This is a genomic window from Nocardiopsis sp. NPDC006832 (assembly GCF_040635885.1).
Taxonomy (GTDB): Bacteria; Actinomycetota; Actinomycetes; order Streptosporangiales; family Streptosporangiaceae; genus Nocardiopsis.
In genome coordinates this window covers 1-19130 of record NZ_JBEYLC010000088.1, presented here as the reverse complement: position 1 = coordinate 19130, position 19130 = coordinate 1, and the positions used below count along the sequence as shown (strand labels likewise).

General features: G+C 68.7%; 19 protein-coding genes. 12 read left to right on the top strand and 7 right to left on the bottom strand.

The window, feature by feature from the left end; all coding sequences use genetic code 11:
- Nucleotides 1-648: 648 nt before the first annotated feature.
- The gene (locus ABZ717_RS26605) at nucleotides 649-2016 is read right to left on the bottom strand and encodes a DUF222 domain-containing protein (RefSeq protein WP_358515361.1); all 1368 of its coding nucleotides are present in this window, start codon (nucleotides 2014-2016) and stop codon (nucleotides 649-651) included.
- A gap of 786 nt (nucleotides 2017-2802) precedes the next feature.
- Nucleotides 2803-3183: a helix-turn-helix domain-containing protein gene (locus ABZ717_RS26600; RefSeq protein WP_358515358.1), complete on the bottom strand. Its 381-nt coding sequence runs from the start codon at nucleotides 3181-3183 to the stop codon at nucleotides 2803-2805.
- Between the two features lie 77 nt (nucleotides 3184-3260).
- Between ABZ717_RS26600 and ABZ717_RS26595 the strand changes: the two genes are divergently transcribed.
- A complete protein-coding gene (locus ABZ717_RS26595) occupies nucleotides 3261-3671 on the top strand; it encodes a Rid family hydrolase (protein WP_358515355.1) in 411 nt (136 codons plus the stop codon).
- A 59-nt stretch (nucleotides 3672-3730) separates the two neighbouring features.
- On the opposite strand, the gene ABZ717_RS26590 is transcribed toward ABZ717_RS26595, so the two are convergent.
- Both ABZ717_RS26590 and ABZ717_RS26585 read right to left on the bottom strand, forming a co-directional pair.
- Nucleotides 3731-5014, bottom strand: coding sequence for an ArgE/DapE family deacylase (locus ABZ717_RS26590; RefSeq protein WP_358515352.1), 1284 nt, complete (start codon nucleotides 5012-5014; stop codon nucleotides 3731-3733).
- Nucleotides 5015-5056: 42 nt separating this feature from the next.
- Nucleotides 5057-6379, bottom strand: a complete 1323-nt coding sequence (locus tag ABZ717_RS26585) for an MFS transporter (RefSeq protein WP_358515349.1) — start codon at nucleotides 6377-6379, stop codon at nucleotides 5057-5059.
- A 130-nt stretch (nucleotides 6380-6509) separates the two neighbouring features.
- Here ABZ717_RS26585 and ABZ717_RS26580 point away from each other — a divergent pair, with 130 nt between their 5' ends.
- On the top strand, nucleotides 6510-7661 hold the full coding sequence (locus ABZ717_RS26580; RefSeq protein ID WP_358515346.1) for a helix-turn-helix domain-containing protein: 1152 nt from the start codon (nucleotides 6510-6512) through the stop codon (nucleotides 7659-7661).
- 2 nt (nucleotides 7662-7663) lie between these two features.
- On the opposite strand, the gene ABZ717_RS26575 is transcribed toward ABZ717_RS26580, so the two are convergent.
- Nucleotides 7664-8206: a GNAT family protein gene (locus ABZ717_RS26575; protein WP_358515343.1), complete on the bottom strand. Its 543-nt coding sequence runs from the start codon at nucleotides 8204-8206 to the stop codon at nucleotides 7664-7666.
- A 49-nt stretch (nucleotides 8207-8255) separates the two neighbouring features.
- Nucleotides 8256-8711 (bottom strand): hypothetical protein, encoded by a 456-nt coding sequence (locus ABZ717_RS26570; protein ID WP_358515341.1) that lies wholly within the window; start codon nucleotides 8709-8711, stop codon nucleotides 8256-8258.
- Between the two features lie 100 nt (nucleotides 8712-8811).
- On the opposite strand from ABZ717_RS26570, the gene ABZ717_RS26565 reads away from it, so the two are divergent.
- The 7 genes from ABZ717_RS26565 to ABZ717_RS26535 all read left to right on the top strand — a co-directional run bounded on the left by ABZ717_RS26565 (nucleotide 8812) and on the right by ABZ717_RS26535 (nucleotide 14998).
- Nucleotides 8812-9552: a thioredoxin domain-containing protein gene (locus ABZ717_RS26565; RefSeq protein WP_358515338.1), complete on the top strand. Its 741-nt coding sequence runs from the start codon at nucleotides 8812-8814 to the stop codon at nucleotides 9550-9552.
- A 6-nt stretch (nucleotides 9553-9558) separates the two neighbouring features.
- Nucleotides 9559-10428 carry a cytochrome c biogenesis CcdA family protein gene (locus tag ABZ717_RS26560; RefSeq protein WP_358515335.1) on the top strand — a complete coding sequence of 290 codons (870 nt, stop codon included), beginning with the start codon at nucleotides 9559-9561 and terminating at the stop codon, nucleotides 10426-10428.
- Between the two features lie 2 nt (nucleotides 10429-10430).
- Complete coding sequence (locus ABZ717_RS26555; protein WP_358515332.1) at nucleotides 10431-11654, top strand: pyrroloquinoline quinone biosynthesis protein; 1224 nt, start codon at nucleotides 10431-10433, stop codon at nucleotides 11652-11654.
- Nucleotides 11655-11749: 95 nt separating this feature from the next.
- Entirely contained in the window at nucleotides 11750-12115 is a 366-nt protein-coding gene (locus ABZ717_RS26550; protein WP_358515329.1) for a BlaI/MecI/CopY family transcriptional regulator, read from the top strand.
- Nucleotides 12112-13074 (top strand): M56 family metallopeptidase, encoded by a 963-nt coding sequence (locus tag ABZ717_RS26545; RefSeq protein WP_358515326.1) that lies wholly within the window; start codon nucleotides 12112-12114, stop codon nucleotides 13072-13074. The genes ABZ717_RS26550 and ABZ717_RS26545 overlap by 4 nt, the downstream gene beginning before the upstream one ends.
- 80 nt (nucleotides 13075-13154) lie before the next feature.
- Entirely contained in the window at nucleotides 13155-14579 is a 1425-nt protein-coding gene (gene rox, locus ABZ717_RS26540) for a rifampin monooxygenase (RefSeq protein WP_358515323.1), read from the top strand.
- 56 nt (nucleotides 14580-14635) lie between these two features.
- The gene (locus tag ABZ717_RS26535) at nucleotides 14636-14998 is read left to right on the top strand and encodes an MmcQ/YjbR family DNA-binding protein (protein ID WP_358515321.1); all 363 of its coding nucleotides are present in this window, start codon (nucleotides 14636-14638) and stop codon (nucleotides 14996-14998) included.
- Nucleotides 14999-15004: 6 nt separating this feature from the next.
- On the opposite strand, the gene ABZ717_RS26530 is transcribed toward ABZ717_RS26535, so the two are convergent.
- Complete coding sequence (locus ABZ717_RS26530) at nucleotides 15005-15991, bottom strand: helix-turn-helix domain-containing protein (RefSeq protein WP_358515318.1); 987 nt, start codon at nucleotides 15989-15991, stop codon at nucleotides 15005-15007.
- A 71-nt stretch (nucleotides 15992-16062) separates the two neighbouring features.
- Here ABZ717_RS26530 and ABZ717_RS26525 point away from each other — a divergent pair, with 71 nt between their 5' ends.
- From ABZ717_RS26525 to ABZ717_RS26515, 3 genes are all read left to right on the top strand, one after another.
- A complete protein-coding gene (locus tag ABZ717_RS26525; protein ID WP_358515315.1) occupies nucleotides 16063-17322 on the top strand; it encodes an MFS transporter in 1260 nt (419 codons plus the stop codon).
- Between the two features lie 50 nt (nucleotides 17323-17372).
- Complete coding sequence (locus ABZ717_RS26520) at nucleotides 17373-17786, top strand: hypothetical protein (protein WP_358515312.1); 414 nt, start codon at nucleotides 17373-17375, stop codon at nucleotides 17784-17786.
- Between the two features lie 233 nt (nucleotides 17787-18019).
- Nucleotides 18020-18877 carry a glycoside hydrolase family 16 protein gene (locus ABZ717_RS26515; protein WP_358515309.1) on the top strand — a complete coding sequence of 286 codons (858 nt, stop codon included), beginning with the start codon at nucleotides 18020-18022 and terminating at the stop codon, nucleotides 18875-18877.
- Nucleotides 18878-19130: the final 253 nt, after the last annotated feature.

The following is a 19130-nucleotide window of genomic DNA, read 5'->3' as shown; positions in this document are numbered from 1 at the left end:
GCGGTAGAAGCCCTCGGCGGTGCGCTCACCGGTGATGTAGGGCTGGTCCCGCACGCGTCAAGGCGATGTCGGGTTCTGTGGCAGCGGTGTTGGTGGCCTTGACCCGTGCGGTGCGGGCGGCGGTTTGGCGGCTATCGGGGAAGGGGGGAGAGTGGTTGGGGTTCCAAGGGCCCCGGGCTTCGCCCGGTCCGGCCGCAGGCGGCCGGATGCCTTCCCCTCCGCCTGGCTGTCTCGTGGGCCGCGTCGCCACTACGTGACGGGTGAGGTCACGAAGTACCCGCTACAGGTGGGCCATGGGGCAGGCCGCGTCCCCGCGGTGGCCGGCCCTGGTCTTCTCAGCGATGATCTTGCTCGTAGCGCCATGTTGGGCGCCCAACATGGCGCTACGGACAAGATCATCATGATGAAGAGACAACACGGGGTCGGTGGTGTCGGTGGGCCGGTACCGGGGGTGGCAGCCGTGCCGACACCCCCGATGGGAGCCACTGTGGCCCCGGAATGTGGCTCCGGGTAGGGGGTTCGAGGCGGGGACATGCCGATATCCCCACAGGACACAGGGCCCTTGGGGTCTGACACCCGCTTGGGGGTGATCTCGGGGTGGTGGTGTTCCACCTGGCGGAAACACGTGGTGGAAGCGGATGGTGGTGGTTAGAGGGCGGTGGCTGGGGCTGGCTCCCCCTCACCATCCCCTGACTCGGATTCTTTTCCTGCTTCCTGGCGGTTCTGGGCGTGGTGGTGCTCCCAGATCTGCCGGTTCACCTTGGCCTGCAACCGGTGCTTAAGCCGGTTATGGGTCGAGCAGAGCACCTGCATGTTGTCGGCGCTGGTGGCCCCGCCGTGGGAGAAGGGGACGATGTGGTCGTACTGCGACCAGCTACGCGGCATGTCGCAGCCTTCGTGCCACTCGCAGTAGGGCTTCTTGAACCCGGCCGCCTGGCGCACCGTGTCCGGAGCGCACCGCTGCTTTCGCCCCACATCCAACAGAGTCCGGCCCTGGGCGTCGGTCACGAACCGGCGCAGCCAACTCTGCGGGGTCAGACGGGCCACCATCTGGTCCGGGATGACCACACCATCCTCGGTGGTGGCGGGTTCAGCCGTCCCGTCTCCGAGGAAACGTTTGAGGGGCACGGTGATGTTCAACGTGGCCAACGGTTGGCGGCTCAGGCTGGAGCAACCCCGGTGGGTCAGAGCGGTCTCGAAGATGCGCATCATCGCGTCATAGGTGCGCTGATGCTTCGGCATCGCGGCGTTATCGGGCCCATACGGTTCGGTGTAGGCCTCCAGGGCGGCCTGGATCAGCTCGTTATCGGCCCCCGGCCCCCACATCCGCAACAAAAACCCGGACTCGAACGTAGGCGAGAACTGCGCACCCCGGTTCTCGAACGTTTCGTCATAGTCCCGGTCGGCTTTGTCGGGGTCCAGACGGGCGACGAACCATTTCGCCGCGTCCCGCAACTGGCGCACCGAAGCCTGCGGGCACTCCTGCTTATAGGCGATCAGCCCGTATTCCAACCGGGCCCGAAACCCCTCCACCGAAGGACGCTGGGCACGGAATTCCTCATCCGCCGTTTCCAGGACCTTCGCCCACTCGGTGGTGGCTTTTTCGGTGGAGGTCGCGATGGCGCACGCCTCACCCAGCGACAAGACCTCACCTTGGAAGGCTTCTTCCACCAAGGGCAGCTGCTGCTGGTACAACGCTCGGGCGAGGGTGGCAAGGCTCTTGGCCTCGGTCGGAGAGGTCCCCCACTGGTGGGTGATCCACGCCTGGATACTGCGCTGGCCACCCTCTTCCAACAGGGCACCGGTGGCCTCCAGGCGGGCCAGGGCGGGCAACATCCCGTAGCGGATCCGGTCTGTTTCCTGGTTGAGTCGGCCGAACTGGGCGAGCACATCGCCCTCGCACCCGAACGGGATATCCCGGACGGAGAATTCCACCGCCATCTCCCGTGCACCCGCCATCGCCTGATCGACCGGGGTGTTCCCGGTCGGGCTCGGTGCGTGGGGAGGAAAGCTCATACTCTGATTATATGCGAACACCCCAGGAAATGGCAGGCTTACCGGCGGGTATATTCAACCTATTTCCAGGGCGGCGAATGTGCCTACCGTAGATGGGGTGGCCATTCTGGGTTATCCACAACCCCTTCCCCTATGACCGGATCCACCTATCACGGAGATGCTCCTAGCGACTTCGAGGGAAGGGGCTCTGAAGAGAAACGATCTTGTCCGTAGCGCCATGTTGGGCGCCCAAATGGGCGCTACGAGCAAGATCATCAGGGAGAGAGCCTCACCGGTGCCGGCTACCGCGGGGACGCGGCCCGCCCCGTGCCTCACCTGTAGCGGGTCCTTCGTGACCGGGCCCGTCACGTAGTGGCGACGCGGCCCACGAGGACACCAGGCGGAGGGGAAGGCATCCGGCCGGCTACGGCCGGAGTGGGCCGAAGGCCCGCAGGGCCGTTGGGACCTCAACCACTCTCCCCCCTTCCCCGATAGCCGCCAAACCGCCGCCCGTGCCGTACGGGTCAAGGCCACCAGCCCGATCGCTACAGCACTCAACATTGCCTTGACGCGTGCGGTGCGGGCGGCAACAATCACGCGGCGGGGAAGGAGGGAGAACCCACCCCCACCCCGGCAGGCCACCCGCAGGATCTCTAGCCGAGGCGCCCCACACACCCACCCACACAACGCCCAACAACCCCACGACTCCCACCCCCCAGGCGCCCCACCACACCACACCCCACACCCGCCTTCCCCCCTCCACCCCCTTCCCCGCTCCTCCTTCGCCCCTCCCCTATCGCCTCTCCCCTAGGCATCGTGCTCGTCGTCGAACCTTTCCCGGGCCTGGTCCACTTCAGGCATATACGCGGTGGCCCAACCGAAAAGCGCGTCGATGAGCTCCTGCAGCGTGTTCCCCAGTGCGCTGATGCGGTACTCGACGGCGACCGGCCGGGTGCTGATGACCACTCGTTCGACCATGCCGTTGCGCTCCAGCCGACGCAGTGTGGTGGTCAGGGACTTTTGCGACACGGTCGGGATCACCCGGCGCAGCTCGTTGAAACGACGCGGGCTCTCGCACAGCTTGTCGAGCACCAGCAGCGACCATTTGTCGAGCACCTGGTCCAGCAGCTCACGATGCTCGCCGGCGATCTGGGAGTGACCGGCCTGAGTGACGGTGGTTTCGTTCATGAAACCTAGTCTCGTTGAAGTTCCCTTTCTTGCCTAGGTATCAATGAGCTACCACCCATCAAGGAAGGGAATCTCCCATGACCGTCCAGCTCTCCACCCCCGAAGGCATGTTCCAACCGGTGCCCTACCACCACGTCTCGGTCGCCACTGGCACGCGACACGTCCACGTCGCGGGTCAGATCGCCCGGAACGAGAAGGCCGAACACCTCTCGCCCGGTGACCTCGCCGGACAGATCGCCCACTCACTGCGCAACATCGCGCGGGGTCTGGCCGGGGCCGGGGCGAGCTTCTCCGACGTCGTGCGCCTCCGGTTCTTCGTCACCGACTGGCAACCGGAGAAATACACCGACTTCATGGCGGGCATCGAAAGCGTCGTCGAGGAGTTGGGGATCCCGCAGCCGCTGCCGCCGCTCTCGGCGATCGGAGTGGACTACCTCTTCGAGCCCGACGTCCTGGTCGAGGTCGAGGCGGAGGCCATCCTCGACTGAGGCGTGTCGGCGGGCCGACCGGCCCGCCGACGCGTTGTCTCCGTCATCGGAGAACCCCGTCAGGAGACCTCGGTGAGACCGCACCATTGCGCGATGAACAGGGCGATGGACTTGGTGATCCGCCGTACGGACTCGATGTCGACCCGCTCGTCGTACCCGTGGATGGCCTCGGAGATCGGACCGTAGACCAGTGCGGGAATCCCCTGGTAGAGGGCGTAAACGCGCCCGTCGAGGTAACCGGGGGTGGTGAAGGTGCGCAGCTCTTTCTCGAAGACGGTCGCGTGCGCCCGTCGCAGGACGTTCTCCGCGTCCGTGCCCTCGGGCAGGACGTAGCCCTGGGCGTAGAAGCCGGTCCGCTCCCCCACCGCCTCGATGGGATGGCCCGAATCGTCGGTGACGGTGCTCCGCAGGACATCCTGGATCTGCTCCCAGGCGTCGTCGGCGCTCACCCCCGGGTAGATCGCGGCTCGTACCTGAAGCTCGCACCAGGCGGGAACGCTGGAGGGCCAGTCACCTCCGGTGATCCCACCGAGGTTGAAGTTGATGGGATGGTCCAGGTCCTCGAAGTAGGGGTGGTCCTCCTTCTCCTGGTTCCAACGCAGTTCGAGTTCACGCAGCCTTCCCATGACGTGGTGGGCGGCGTCGATCGCGTTGAATCCCGAGGACATCTCCCTCGGGTGCGTGGGGTGGCCCGCGACCCGCACGTTGAACCAGATGACGCCGACGTTGGCTCGGACGAGCATGTCCTCCTCGGGTTCGGGGATCAGTACGGCGTCGGCCGTGTAACCGCGCTGGATCGTCGCGATCGCACCGTTGCCGGTGCACTCCTCCTCGGCCACGGACTGGAAGTGGATGCGTCCGGCGGGCGCGAATCCGGCCTTGAGCACGGCGTCGTAGGCGAACAGGTTGGCGGCCAACCCCGCCTTCATGTCGCCACTGCCACGGCCATGGAGCCAGCCATCGATCACGGGAGCGTCCCAGGGCGACCTGGACCACTCTTCGAGGGGACCTTCGGGGACGACGTCGATGTGACCGTTGAGGATCAGCGAGCGGCCTTCACCGTGCACGGGTGTGTACGTCCCCACCACGTTCTCGACGCCTTCGTAGGAGACCTTGATCTCGCCCGCGCCGGGGTGGGCGGCGATCTCCTCGGCGTCGAGTTCCCAGCGGTCCATGGCCAGGCCGCGCCGGGACATGGCCTCGTACATGAGGTCTTGGGCCGAGGCCTCCTGGGTGCGCAGGGAGGGGTGGCGTACGAGTTCCCGGGTGAAGGCCAACTGGGAGTCGAAGGCTTCGTCGACCGCTCGGTCGATGCGCGCGATGATGTCGGGCGTGAGGCTCACGTGCGGATCTCCTGACTCGGGGTTGTGGTGGGAAGGGGCGTCTCAGGCCCTGGTTCGCGTGTCCTTGATCCTGATCCGCTCACCGGCGAAGCCGCCGAGCGCGGTGATGACGCAGATGCCGATGAGAACCAGCACGGCGGGCCAGGAGGCACCGTCGTCCACGACCAGGAGCGCGGTGGCGATGAGCGGGAGGAACCCGCTGAGGGTCCCGGCCAGGTTGTAGCCCAGGGAAACACCGCTGTAGCGCAGCCGGGGCGGGAAGAGGTCGGCCAGGAGTGCGCCGGTGACGGCGTAGGCGAGGGTGATGAGGCAGATCCCGGTGGTCACCGCGATGGTGATCGCCCACGGGTCGGCCGTGTCGATGAGCCAGAACAGGGGGAAGGCCGCCGCTCCCGTGGCCACGGCACCGATCACCGTCATTCGGCCGGGCCCGAAGCGCTCGGCCACGCGTCCGGCGAGCAGGGTCGTGACGATCTGGAAGAGGGCCGCGACGAGCGTCGCGTTCACGACCATCTGTCGGTCGACCTCCAGGACACTGGAGGCGTAGGAGACCACGAACGTCGTCATCATGTAGAAACCACCGACGCCCAGGAGCGCCGCGGCGACCGCCACGAGCAGGCGGCCACCCGCTTCACGGAACAGGGCCAGGGCGGGCACCTTGGCACGGTCCTCCATCTGCACGAGTTCCTGGAAGACGGGGGACTCCTCCACCCTCATGCGGATGTAGAGCGCGATGCCCAGCAGGGGGAAGGCCAGGAGGAAGGGAAGACGCCATCCCCAGGCGTCGAACTCGGCCGCGGGCAGCAGCAGCACCGCGGAGAAGGCGGCGGAGGAGATGAGCGTACCCACCGGGGATCCGACCTGGACCAGGGCCGCGTAACGGGCGCGTTGCCGTTCGGGGGCGTGCTCGATGGCGATGGTGATCGCGCCACCCCACTCACCGCCCACGGCCAGTCCCTGCAGGAGCCGCAGGACCGCCAGCAGGATCGGTGCCGCGAGCCCGATCGCGAGGTAGTCGGGGAGCAGCCCGATGAGCCCGGTCGCGCAGCCGATCATGACGATGGTGGCCAGCAGCGCGGGGCGTCGGCCATAACGGTCACCGACGTACCCGAAGATCAGCGCGCCGATGGGCCTGGCGGCGAAGCCGACACCGAAGGTCGCCAGAGCCGCCATGAGACCCGCGTTCGGATCGAGGTCGGTGAAGAACAGGCGGTTGAAGACCAGTGCCGCGGCCATGCCGAACAGGAAGTAGTCGTACCACTCAAGGGCGGTCCCGACGAAGGCGGCGAAGGCGATCCGCCGCGCGTCGGAGGCGTTGACCGTCGGTCCGGCCCCGCCTGGGGCGGCCTGGTCCGGTTGTGACATGTGTTCCTCCGGGAGATGAGCATCGGCCGGACAGTGCGTGAACGACCAGGGCTGATGAAGCTCATCGTCTTGGAGAAAAAGAACCTCCACAAGCGCAGATCACAACGAACCCCCTGGATAAAATGTGCACATGCACAAATTCGAGCGATCGGGGGTCGTCCCCCGCGCGGCCGACGCCTGCCTGAGGGACCTCGGCGCCATCGCCTGGACCTACGTCCACAGGGTCCGCGAACTCACCGGTTACGCCGAGACCGTCATCGATGACACGGATCTGCACCGCACGGCCGGAGCCACGCTGGAGCTCCTCTTGGACCTCCTGCGGGGGCGGGACCGCTTCGAGGAGCTGCGAACCCACTCGGTCGAGGTGGGACGTTCACGCGCCCGCCGCGGGATCCCCCTGGAGTCGTTGCTGCGTGCGGTGCGCATGGACTTTCGCTTTCTGTGGGAAGCCATGCGCGGGCACGTACCGCGGGAGGACTTCTTGGAGTTCTCCGAGCAGGTCATCTCGATCTGGGAGGCGGTCGAGGTGCACACCACGTACGTGCAGACCGGGTACACCGACGAAATCGCTCGGATGCGCTCGGAACTCGAACTGGAGAACGCGTTCCTTCTCCGGCACCTGCTGAGCGAGTCGAGCACGGACGAGCGTCTGCACACACAGGCGGCGGAGGCCCTCGGGCTGCGCGCCGACGGTGTCCACGTCGTTTTCGTGGCCAACGAGGGCCACGCGCGTGACTTCAAGGAGTGGGTGGGACGGATCCTGCCGTCCACCGTCCTACTCCGTCTGGATGGGATCGAATTCGGAATCGTCCCCGCCGGGGACGTGACGGGCAGGACCAGGACCGCACTGCTACAGAAACCCGTCGGGGTCTCACCCAGCGCCCACGGTGTGGGCGAGATAGCCGAAATGTGGAGGATCGCCCGCGAACTTTCGCAGTGGGCGGAGGAAGGTGGGGCGGCGACCGTCGGAAGTCACTGGACACACCTGGCGAGCGCCCGCCTGGGTTCGGTTTCCCAGGCCTTCTCCAGGGATGTCAGGAATTCGCTCGATCGATTCTCCGAACGTGAGATCAACCTACAGATCGAGACGGTCGAGGCCTATTTCACGACCGGTTCCATAACCGATGTCTCACAGAAGATGTTCTGCCACCGGAACACGGTCATCAACCGTCTCCGCAGATTCGCGAACGCCACCGGGCTCGATGTCTCGAAACCGATGGACGCCTCCGCCGCCCACCTCGCGCTGAGAGATCATCAAGCGCCGATAGCCGCCGAACCGTGAATCTATGACTTCCGGGTCGGTTTCCATTCGTGGGCGAGGAGGCCCATCAGGACCTCGTCCACGAACTCGCCCAGGACCCACCCGGAGGAGCGCAGCACGCCCTCGCGGACGAAGCCGTTCTTCTCGGCGGCGCGCAGCATGGCGGCGTTGTCCGCCAGGGTCTCGATCTGCAGGCGGTGCAGGCCGCGCACCACGAAGCCGTAGTGACAGAGCACGGCGACCACGTCGGCGCCGTAGCCCTTGCCACGGGTGGCGGGAAGCAGGCCCAGGCCGATGTGCGCCGAGCGGTTGTGGGTGTCGATGCCCCACAGTGTCGCGGTGCCGATGAGGGAACCACCGCCCATCTCCACGATGGAGAACTGGACGAGGTTCGGATTCTTGTCGTCCACGACGAGCCGCGGGTCCTCGGTCCCGGGTGTGAGCGGCCGCCAGGGACCACCTTCGGCCCGCGACCCGGTGACCACGTCGTCGTAGAGCTCGGCCAACAGGACCGGGATGTCTTCGTCGTGGCGGGCCCGCAGCCCGACCTTCTCTCCCCTGAGCATGGATGCTTACTATCGGACCGGTGGCCGCGGAGGCAATCGGATATTGGCGTCAGTCGGCCCGGGCCGGGGTCGGGCAGGAGTTCGCGGCGCGTAGGCGGGATCGCAGGGCCCAGGCCAGGAGCACCATGCCGGCGACCGCGAGCAGTGGTTGCAGCGGGGCGAACCAGGCCATGGCGCCGCTCGTTCCCAGGGCCAACAGGACGAGTTTGTTGCAGACCGGGCAGCCGATCGCGAACCACGCGAGGGCCGCGCCCACGAGCCCTCGTCCCCCGTCGCGATCGCCGCTCGTCTCCGCCACCTCCGACGTGCCGCGCACGTAGGTCGCCATGACCAGGCCGGACAGGAGCGAGGTGGCGATCCAGACCGGGTAGGACCACCAGGTCGGCTCGATCTCCCGAGCGAACAGTCCGTTCGGGATGAGGACTGCGGGCAGTCCGAGCAGGAGCAGGGTGGCGGCCGTGCCCAGGGCCGCCACGCCCCACTGTCGAAGTCCCCATGCGCGCATGCGACGTCCCTTCGATCGACCGGGGAGGCACCCCCGTTTCCCACGTGTTTCTATGGAGCATAGAGTACTTTCTATCGAGCATAGAAAGCAGAGGTGCCCCATGCCCCCACAAGCGAAGGCGTCCACCACCGGGCCGTTGCTGCTGGCCGGCGCGGTACTGCTCGCCGTCGTCCTGGCGGTGGCCATCGGCCTCACCCTGGAGGAGGATCCCGGTGACGGAGGCGCGAACGCCTCCCGGGCGGAACCACCGGCCGAGAACCGGATCGGCGAGGAGCAACGGGAGTGGGGGCAGAGCCTGGCCCGGCGCGAGGCCGACGACCCCGCCGCCCTGGGTGAGGAGGACGCCCCGGTGGTGATGGTCGCCTACTCCGACTTCACCTGTCCTTACTGTGCCACCTGGGCCCAGGAGACCCAACCCGAACTGGTGGAACGCTATGTCGAGTCCGGTGACCTGCGGATCGAGTGGCGCGAGTTCCCCTACCTGGGTGATCTGGCCCGTGATCTCTCCGCGGGCGCGCTGGCCGTCGCCGAGCAGGACGCCTTCTGGGAGTACCACGAGGCGGTGTTCGCGCGGCAGGAGGAACTGAAGTCGTCCTCCGACCCCGAAGGCGACCTGCGGGAGATCGTCGACGACATCGGCGTGGACCTGGAACGCTTCGACGCGGACATCCAGGACGAGGAACTGCTGACCAGGATCGACGCCGACTTTCTCGAGGGCCAACAGATCGGGGTGTCCGGTACCCCGGCCTTCATCATCAACGGGGATCCGGTGATGGGCGCCCAACCCCTGTCGGTGTTCGTCGACAGCATCGACACCGCGCTGACCGCGGCCGAGGGGTGAGCGGAGATGGACATCGGATTCCTCGCGGCGATGCTGGGCGGCGTGTTGGCCCTGCTCAGCCCGTGCAGTGCGCTGCTGCTGCCCTCGTTCTTCGCCTACGCCTTCCGTGACCCGGGCCGGCTCCTGTTGCGCACCTCGGTCTTCTACGCCGGGTTGTGCCTGACCCTGATCCCGCTCGGGGCGGGGTCGGCCATGGTCAGCATGCTGTTCTACGGCCACCGGGAAACACTGATCAACGTGGCGGGCGCCGTCATCATCGGCTTCGGTGTCCTGCAGATCCTGGGGCTGGGGTTCACCTGGGCGCCACTGGCGCGGGCCCAGGGCCGGTTCGCCGCTGGGCGGGGGCATCTGTCGGTGCTCGGTCTGGGCGCCGTCTACGGACTGGCGGGTTTCTGTTCCGGACCGATCCTGGGCGCGGTCCTGACAGTCGCGGCCACCGGCACCCCGCTGCGCGGCATGTTCCTCATGGCCGCCTACGCGCTGGGCATGGTCCTGCCCATGTTCGTGCTGGCCCTGCTGTGGGACCGCTACGACCTGGGTCACCGCCGATGGCTGCGCGGCCGATCGGTGCGCTTGGGCCCCCTGACCACGCACACCACCGCGTTGCTGAGCGGCGGCCTGTTCATCGGGATCGGCGTGCTCTTCATCGCCTTCGACGGCACCGCGTCCATGATGGGCCTGCCCGGGATGGCGGGAGCGGAACAGCTCGCCTACCGCGCGCAGAAATCGCTCTCCCGTCTGGGTTCGATGACCGACCTCATCGCCTTGGTCCTGGGAGCGGTCGTGGTCGGCGCACTGCTCGTGTTCACCTGGCGGGCCAGGACCCGTGCTCGCGAAACCGAGGCCGAGAGCCACGAGACCTCCGAGAAGGGCTGATCATGCCGTCGACGAAGGGGTGCGGCGTCATCGTGACCGCCGCGGTGCTGTTCCTGAGCGCCTGCGCGGCACCGGTCTCGGAGGGGTCCGACACGGTGCCGCGCGATGACCCCGCGCTCCCGCCGCCGGAAATCTCCGACGCACTCCCCCGACCTCTGCGGGGCGCCCCACTGTGGGCGGCACCGTTCTCCTCCGAGCCCAAGGCCACCGAGTCGATGTTCATCGGGGTGTACCAGGAGCGGGAGGGTGGCGCGGTCGAGTTCCTGGGGGTCGATCACACCGGCCGGACCCGGTGGTCGGCCGAACGCGACCCCGAGTGCACCGGGTTCACCATCATCCGTGACCCGGACGACGGTTCCGAGCTGGTGGTGCTGCTGGACAAGGAGAAGGATCCGGACGGGGGTTTCCTGGCCACCAGGACCACGGCGTCGGCCTTCCGACCGGACGACGGTGAACTCGTGTGGGGTCCGGTGGACGTTCCTGGCACGTTGGTGGGTCCGGGGTTGGTGTTCGCCGCGATCCAGGGGAGCGTCATGAGCGACCACACCGGCCCCAAGGTCGCCCTGCATCCGGGCACGGGCGCGGTGGTAGCCGACGAGAATCAGGACGAGGCGGTCCTGCACGAATACCACGGCCTGTTGTTGGTCCACCGCGACGAGGCGCTTCGGGCGGTCGACGGCACCGGCGCGGACCTGTGGGACCACACCGACCTGGAGATCCCCGCGGAGCTGGACACCACGGACGTCCGGGTCGGTTACGGGCCTCGCCCCGCCGATGACTCCACGGCGGCGGTCACGCTCGTGTGGACCGCCGCTTCCGACGACGAGGACGAAGAACCCCTGCTGTACACGGTGCACGACCTGCGGACCGGTGATCGGCTCCTCACCCTCACTCCGGATCAGGAACCCCGGACCCTGGAGGTCGGGCACGGTCGTACGGCGGTCCTCGGTACGTCGAGCGTGCAGGTGGTGACAGACGAGGGGGACGCCCCGCTCTGGCGGCACGAGGTGGGTCCGGACGCGCGTATGCGTGGGGCGGCCGGCGCCACCCTCTACCTCGATGACGCGGACACGCACCAGGCCCTCGACGTACGGACCGGGTCGGTGGACCAGGAGTGGGAGGGTTCCGCCGAACCGCCCGCCGCCGCGCTCGAATCGGGCCCGGCCCTGGTGGAGGTCACCACCGCCGACGAGTCGCGGGTGTTCGCCGCGCTTCCCGTGGATTGAACGACAACTCCTCCTGACGCGACGTCTTCTATGGTGGATAGAATCCCACGAAGGCGCGGCGGACGCCGCGGTGGAGTCCACGGGAGACGGGTGCCATGCTCACGGGCCTTGGGTCGTTGGAATCAGAGGTCATGGAGGCTTTGTGGGCCTCTCCCTCCCCCATGAGCGTTCGCCAGGTGCTGGACTCCCTCCCACGTGAGGGAATCGCCTACACGACGATCTCCACCGTTCTGGAGAACCTGCGCCGCAAGGGGTGGGTGCGGCGTGAGCGGCTGGGACGCCTCTGGTTCTACCAACCGCTGAGCGATCGCCCCACCCACGCGGCCGAAAGGATGCGCGACGCCCTGGAGGACGGCCGGGACGCCGGGGCCACGCTCCTGCGGTTCGTCGACGGCATGAGCCCCGAGGAGGTGCGCACCCTGCGCGCGCTGTTGGCCGAGCACCCCGAGGAGGGGCCGTGATCTGGTCGTTCGTGGCGGTGTGCGCCGTGGTCGTGCTCAGCGTCAAGGGCCCCGACGTCCTGCGTCGCGCCACCACGAACTGTGGCCCAGGGCCACGCGGCGAGCTTGGGCTGTGGGTGGGGGCGAGCGCCGTGTGGCTGCTCTCGTGCGCGGCCCTGACCGTGGTGGCCGCCGCCGAACTCCTGGGTCCGTCGGTCAAGGGCCTCATCGCCATGTGCGTGAACCTCTTCCAAGCGCTGGAGGGTCAGGGGCCCGGCGCGGTGGGGTTCGTCGGGACGGCCCTGGCCCTGGCCCTGCTCGCCGTCGCCCGACTGACGTGGACCGGTTTGCTGCGCGGGCGGTCCGGTCGGTCCTGGCGGCGTGGACACCACCGGGAACTGAGCGAGGGCGCGGTGCGCCACGTCCTGTACGGGCACCGCGTGTGGCTGGTGCCTTCGAGCCGGCTCAGCGCCTACTGCGTGCCCGGTGACGGTGGCCGGATCGTCATCACCAGCGGGGCCCTGGAGGCCCTGACCCCGCGCCAGACGCTGGCCGTGTTGGAGCACGAGAGCGCCCACCTGGCCGGTGGCCACCACCTGTTGGTCGGCTGGGTGGGCCTGCTGGACCGGGCCTTTCCGGGGGTTCCGCTACTGCGGGAGGCCTCCCGGCGTGTGTCCGTCCTGGTCGAGTGGGCCGCCGACGATCGCGCCGTGCGCCGTGTGGGGGTCGGGCCACTGGCACACGCGCTGGGGCGACTCGCCGATGCCCAGGACGGGCGTGGTGCCGCGACACTGTCCATCGGTGGCGCCTGCCCGATCGAGCGGGTGCGGCGCCAGGTCGCGCCTTCGCCGAGCTGTCCGCGCGCCCTGGTCTGGGCACGTTCGGTGTTCGCGGGCCTGCTGGTCGCGGCCCCTCTCGCGTTCACGGTCACGATGACGCTGGCCTGCGCGATCGTCCCCCCTTGTTCCTGTCTGACCTGACCGATACCGGTCGGGGATCGGGATTGCCCCGGCACGGGTCCATGGCGAGGATGTGTGGGCCGAATATCGATGGGGGGCTCATGTTCGATGTGATCGTGGTGGGTGGCGGACCGACCGGATTCATGCTGGCCGCGGAGTTGCGGATGCGCGGGATTCAGGTGCTCGTGGTGGAACGGGACACCGAACCCACGAAGGTGGTGCGCGGGCTCGGGTTACACGTGCGCAGCGTCGAGATCATGGACCAGCGCGGCCTGCTGGAGCGGTTCCTCCAGGAGGGGCGGCGGTATCCGTTGGGGGCGGTGTACGCGGGGATCGCCAAACCGGCTCCGGAGGGGCTGGACACCGCGCACCCCTACATCCTCGGCATCCCACAGACCATCACGGAGCGGTTGTTGAGGGAGCACGCCGAGGAGCTGGACGTGCCGGTCCGGCGCGGCCGGGCGCTGGTCGACCTGGAGCAGGGCGAGGACGGCGTCACCGCGATCCTGGACGACGGCTCACGGTTGCGGTCGCGCTACCTGGTGGGCTGCGACGGCGGTCGGAGCACGGTGCGCAAGCTGCTCGGGATCGGCTTTCCTGGTGAACCCGCCGCAAGCGAATGGCTCCTGGGCGAGGCGCGGTTGACCATGCCCATGGACGAGGTGATGGCGGTGGTCACCCGGGTTCGGGAGACCCGACCGCGTTTCGGTGTGGGGCCCGCGTCGGACGAGGTGTTCCGGATCGTCGTCCCGGCGGAGCGGATGGCCCAGGACCGGTCCGTCCCGCCGACCTTGGCGGAGCTGCGCGGGGCGTTGCGGGCGACCGCCGGCACGGATTTCGGCGCGCACTCGCCCCGGTGGCTCTCCCGTTTCGGGGACGCCACCAGGTTGGCCGAGAAGTACCGGGTCGATCGGGTGCTGCTGGCCGGTGACTCTGCGCACGTGCATCCGCCGCTGGGCGGACAGGGACTCAACCTGGGCGTACAGGACGCGTTCAACCTGGGATGGAAGCTGGCCGCCGAACTCCGGGGATGGGCACCGCAGGGGCTGCTCGACGGTTACGAGAGCGAACGCCGTCCGGTGGCCGAGACCGTGTTGGACAGCACCCGCGCGCAGGGGGTGCTGATGAACCAGGACGCCGGCTCGCAGGCGGTGCGTCGGCTGGTCTCGGACCTGATGGACCTGGAGGAGGCCAACCGGTTGCTCATCGAGCGGATCACCGCGATCGGGGTTCGCTACGACGTCGGGGAGGGGCACCGGCTGCTCGGTCGGCGGCTGAGGGACGTGGAGTTGGAACAGGGACGGCTATTCGAACACATGCGCGATGGCCGCGGGCTGTTGGTGGACGCCACCGGCGGGCTCTCTGTCAAGGGGTGGCAGGACCGGGTCGGCCGCGTCGTCGCTCCCGCCGGCGCGCTGGACGTACCGGCCGCGCTGTTGCGACCGGACGGCCACGTGGTGTGGGTCGGCGAGGACCCGGAGGGACTGTCCGAAGCACTCCCCCGCTGGTTCGGCGCCACCACCTGAGCGGGCGCCACGGACGTGGTGGCGCCGGTGTCGGTGGGATGTGGTTGTCTCATCCCATGGGTGTTGAGATCGAACGGTTCCTGCGGTTGGTGCGCGCGCTTCCGGAGTGCACCGGTACCGAGTCGCGGCGTTACACGACCTTCCGGGTGCGCGAGAAACCGTTCGGATACCTGTGGCCGGACACCGCCACCGTCGGGCTCAAGCAGACCCTCATCGAACAGGCCGCGCTGGTCGCCGAACGCCCCGACGTGTTCGAGGCGCAGTTCACCGCGGGCGGGTTCGGCTGGGTGGTGGTGCACCTGGACCGCATCGACGTGGACGAGCTCAGCGAGCTCGCCCTGGAGGCCTGGTACCTGACCGCGCCCGAGGAACTCCTGGCCTCCCCACCGAGCCCGGAGGCCCTGGTCCGGGCGGGCTGACCGAACTCAAGGAGTGCCGCGGAAGGTGCGTCGGTAGGCGCTGGGGGGCACCCCGAGCGCCTGCTGCATGTGCAGGCGCAGGGACGCCCCGGTACCGAAGCCCGCGCGTTCGGCGATCCGGTCCACCGGCAGGTCCGAACCCTCCAGCAGGTGCTTGGCCAGATCCAGGCGTTGCTCGGCCAGCCAACGCCCCGGGGACAGCCCGGTCTCGTCGCGGAAGCGACGGGTGAAGGTGCGCACGCTCATCGCCGCGTGGTCGGCCATCTGTCGAAGCCCGGGCTGTTCGTCCAGGTGTTCCAGCGCCCAGGTACGGGCCGCGGCCGTGGCGGCGCGGCCGGGTTCGGGCAGGGGGCGCCGGATGTACTGGGCCTGGCCGCCCTCGCGGTGCGGTGGGACGACCGTGCCACGTGCCACCTCGTTGGCGACGGCCGCGCCGTGGTCGCACCGGATCATGTGCAGACACAGGTCGATACCGGAGGCCACCCCGGCGGCGGTGAGGTGTCGGCCGTTGTCGGTGTAGAGCACGTCCGGGTCGAGTTCGATGTGCGGGTACATGGCGCGGAAGTATCCGACCGAACGCCAGTGGGTGGTGACCCGGCAGCCGTCCAGCATCCCGGCGGCGGCGAGCACGAACGCGCCGGTGCAGATGGAGGCCACGCGCGCGGTGGCGGGGATGAGTTCCAGGGCGGCGGCCAGGTCCGGGGAGAGGGGGTCGTGGGGGCGTTCTCCGTAGTCCTCGTCGGCGGCGGGAAGTACGACGGTGGCGGCCTGGGCCAGGGCTTCGGGGCCGTGGTCGACGAGGACGCGGAAGTCGGCGTCGGCACGGATCGGACCGGGTTCCAGGGCACAGGTACGCACCTCGTACAGGGGCGAACCGTCGGGGTCGCGGGCCTGGCCGAACAGACGGTGCACGGCAGCGGCCTCGAAGGAGAGCAGTCCTTGGCGGGCCAGGACGGCGACCGGGTGGCGTTCGGGGTGCCGGAATACGCTCATGGCCCGATCCTTTCACTTATTGGCTTTCGGGCCACTGTCGACGGTGGGATCCGGCGAAGGAACCTGGGTCCATGCAGACGACGACACACGTTCCCTCCCCCGTCCGACCGCGCCGGGCCTGGTCGATGGCTCTGGTGGCCGGGCTGGTCATCACGGGCGCGGCAGCCTTCGCGACCATGCCCGGCCTGCTCACCGAACCACTACGGACCGAGTACCGGTGGTCGCGAGCCGAGATCGGCCTGGCCGCGTCGGTGAACATGGTGCTGTACGGGTTGGTCGCCCCCTTCGCGGCGGCGTGGATGGACCGGTTCGGGCTGCGTCGCGTGGCGCTGGTGGCGCTGGTGCTGGTCGCGGTGGGAGCGGCCCTGACCACGCTGATGTCGCAGGCCTGGCAGTTCACCCTGTACTGGGGGCTGCTGGTGGGCGCCGGGACGGGATCACTGTCGATGACCTTCGCCGCCACGGTGGCCCAACGTTGGTTCGTGGCACGGCGTGGCCTGGTGGTGGGCGCGTTGACCGGGGCGAGCGCGTTCGGTCAGATGGTGTTCCTACCGGCGCTGGCCTGGGTGGTGGACCAGCACTCCTGGCGGCCGGCGGTGGTGGGTTTGGCGTTGACCGCCGTGGTGTTGGCGGTCCTGGCCGCTTTGGTGCTGCGTGACCACCCGGCCGACGTGGGGCTCGTGCCCTATGGCGCGGCGGGGCCGATCGCCCGTCCCGCACCGGAGAGGGGCGCGTCGGCCCGAACGTTGCGGGTGTTGTCCACCTCGGTGCGCGATCGGCGGTTCTGGTTGTTGGCCGCGACCTTCGCGGTGTGCGGGGCGACCACCAACGGGCTGTTGTGGACGCACTTCGTGCCGGCCGCCCAGGACCAGGGCATGGCGGTGACGGCGGCCGCGGCCCTTGTCTCGGCGGTGGGGGTGTTCTCCCTGGTGGGGACGGTCGCCTCCGGCTGGTCGTCGGACAGGTTCGATCCTCGGTGGTTATTGGCGTCCTACTACGCCGGCCGGGCGGTGTTGTTGGCGGTGTTGCCTCTGGTGTTGGGGCCGCAGGCGGGCCCGGCGATGGTGGTGTTCGTGGTGCTGTTCGGGTTGTTGGACGTGGCGACGGTTCCGCCGACGATCCTGCTCGCCCGGCGGATGTTCGGCGCGGACGGGGCGGTGGTGTTCGGTTGGGTGAACGCGGTGCACCAGGTGGGCGCGGGGGCCATGGCGGTCGTCGGTGGTCTGGTGCGGGACGTGGGCGGTGGTTATGGACCGGTGTGGCTGTTGGCGGCCGCGCTGTGCGTACTGGCGGCGTCGGCGTCCCTGCGCCTGGGGAGGTCGAAACGATGAGGAGCCTGTTCCGGACTTGGGGAAGGGCTCGACCGAGCGTGTTCTCGCTGGTGGTTTTGGTACTGGTGGGTTTGCTGGGATACGTGGGACTGTCCGGTTGGGACCGGGGGGTGCGCGCGGCTCGGGGCGAGGGCGCACCGGGTGTGTTCGTGGCCGAGTCGCTGTCGTGCGTGCGGCACCCGGGGCACGAGTCGTGCGTGTGTCAGGGGACGTTCACCCCGGAGAATTCCGGGGAGGAGCGGTCGGTGCGGTTGCACGCCGCCCAGCGGAGCGACTGCGCGAGCGGGGCCGAGGTCGCCTCGGTGGACTCCGGCGCGGCCGATCGGGTCTACGGCCCGTGGGGGTCACGGGAGTGGGTGTTCTCGGCGGTCCTGGTGTCCATCGCGGTGGGTGCGACCGTCGTCATCATGGCGGGGTGGTTCCGGCCCCGGCGAGAGTCGGAGGAGGCGGATTCGGGCAGGTGACGACGGGGCGTTGCGGTCACAGCAGAGCGGTACTTCGATCCGATCGGAACCCGCCGTGGGAGCGATCCCAAAATCTCTCCGAAACCCTCTTGTGACGCAGCGGAATCACACCTACAGTCACTTAACACTTGTTCAGCTCGGTCTCGGGTCAGTACCCGCCGGAACCGCGCGCGACCCGCTAGCACGCGCGTGTCCAGGGTGCCCGAAGGCCCCGATCCCCCTTGGAGACAAGGATGCGCAAGCGCACCAAGAACACCCTGACCGCCACCGTGGGCCTGGGCGCCGCGGCGGCCCTCACCGCCACCGCCCTGACCTGGACCGGCGGCGACACCGCCGACAACAGCGCCCTGACCTCGGCCGAGGCCGCCGAACCTGGCGCGCTCGTGTGGTCCGACGAGTTCGACGGCGCGGCCGGCGACGCACCCGACCCCGCCAACTGGAACCACGAGACCGGTGACCACGGCTGGGGCAACCAGGAGTTGCAGAACTACACCGAGAGCCGGGAGAACTCCGCGCTCGACGGTGACGGCAACCTCGTCATCACGGCACAGCAAGAAGACGACGGCTCCTACACCTCGGCACGTATGACCACCCAGAACAACGTCGAGCACGCCTACGGCCGTATCGAGGCCCGCGTCCAACTGCCCAGCGGACAGGGCATCTGGCCGGCGTTCTGGATGCTGGGCTCCGACTTCCCCGAGACCGAGTGGCCGAACTCCGGCGAGATCGACATCATGGAGTTCATCGGCAGCGACGTCGGCACGGTCCACGGCACCGTGCACGGCCCCGGCTACTCGGGCGGCGGCGGAGTGGGCGCCTCCTACGACCACCCCGAGGGCGGCGACTTCTCCGACGACTTCCACGTCTTCGCCATCGACTGGGAGCCCGGCTCGATCACCTGGTCGGTGGACGGCGTCCCCTTCAACACCATCACCCCCGAGGACGTCGGCGGTGAGTGGGTGTACGACCAGGAGTTCTTCATGATCTTGAACGTGGCCGTGGGCGGCGAGTGGCCCGGCTACCCCGACGAGACCACCGAGTTCCCGCAGGAGATGAAGGTGGACTACGTGCGGGTCTACGACCTGGCCTGAGCCTTCCCCCTCTTCCAGGGGCCCGCGGGCGCGCCGTGGGCCCCTTTCTCGTGTCCGGGGGCGACCCGTCCCTTTCTCCCCGTCCACTCTCCCTGTCCACCGGTTCTCCACTACCGGTGGGTATGCTGGGTCTCGGTCATGGACGCACCACTCGTACCTGAGGAGACCACGTGATCCGACCGGTCGTGCGCACCCTGACCACCGTCGTCGCCGCCTTCTCCCTGGCCCTGGTGGTGGGATGCGCCGGCGACCC

Coding starts and splice junctions, on each gene's coding strand:
- ABZ717_RS26525 (WP_358515315.1), top strand. CDS start 16,063: ATGCAGACGACGACACACGTTCCCTCCCCCGTCCGACCGCGCCGGGCC.
- ABZ717_RS26595 (WP_358515355.1), top strand. CDS start 3,261: ATGACCGTCCAGCTCTCCACCCCCGAAGGCATGTTCCAACCGGTGCCC.
- ABZ717_RS26535 (WP_358515321.1), top strand. CDS start 14,636: ATGGGTGTTGAGATCGAACGGTTCCTGCGGTTGGTGCGCGCGCTTCCG.
- ABZ717_RS26560 (WP_358515335.1), top strand. CDS start 9,559: ATGGACATCGGATTCCTCGCGGCGATGCTGGGCGGCGTGTTGGCCCTG.
- ABZ717_RS26600 (WP_358515358.1), bottom strand. CDS start 3,183: ATGAACGAAACCACCGTCACTCAGGCCGGTCACTCCCAGATCGCCGGC.
- ABZ717_RS26585 (WP_358515349.1), bottom strand. CDS start 6,379: ATGTCACAACCGGACCAGGCCGCCCCAGGCGGGGCCGGACCGACGGTC.
- ABZ717_RS26570 (WP_358515341.1), bottom strand. CDS start 8,711: ATGCGCGCATGGGGACTTCGACAGTGGGGCGTGGCGGCCCTGGGCACG.
- ABZ717_RS26515 (WP_358515309.1), top strand. CDS start 18,020: ATGCGCAAGCGCACCAAGAACACCCTGACCGCCACCGTGGGCCTGGGC.
- ABZ717_RS26580 (WP_358515346.1), top strand. CDS start 6,510: ATGCACAAATTCGAGCGATCGGGGGTCGTCCCCCGCGCGGCCGACGCC.
- ABZ717_RS26555 (WP_358515332.1), top strand. CDS start 10,431: ATGCCGTCGACGAAGGGGTGCGGCGTCATCGTGACCGCCGCGGTGCTG.
- ABZ717_RS26565 (WP_358515338.1), top strand. CDS start 8,812: ATGCCCCCACAAGCGAAGGCGTCCACCACCGGGCCGTTGCTGCTGGCC.
- ABZ717_RS26530 (WP_358515318.1), bottom strand. CDS start 15,991: ATGAGCGTATTCCGGCACCCCGAACGCCACCCGGTCGCCGTCCTGGCC.
- ABZ717_RS26575 (WP_358515343.1), bottom strand. CDS start 8,206: ATGCTCAGGGGAGAGAAGGTCGGGCTGCGGGCCCGCCACGACGAAGAC.
- ABZ717_RS26550 (WP_358515329.1), top strand. CDS start 11,750: ATGCTCACGGGCCTTGGGTCGTTGGAATCAGAGGTCATGGAGGCTTTG.
- rox (WP_358515323.1), top strand. CDS start 13,155: ATGTTCGATGTGATCGTGGTGGGTGGCGGACCGACCGGATTCATGCTG.
- ABZ717_RS26605 (WP_358515361.1), bottom strand. CDS start 2,016: ATGAGCTTTCCTCCCCACGCACCGAGCCCGACCGGGAACACCCCGGTC.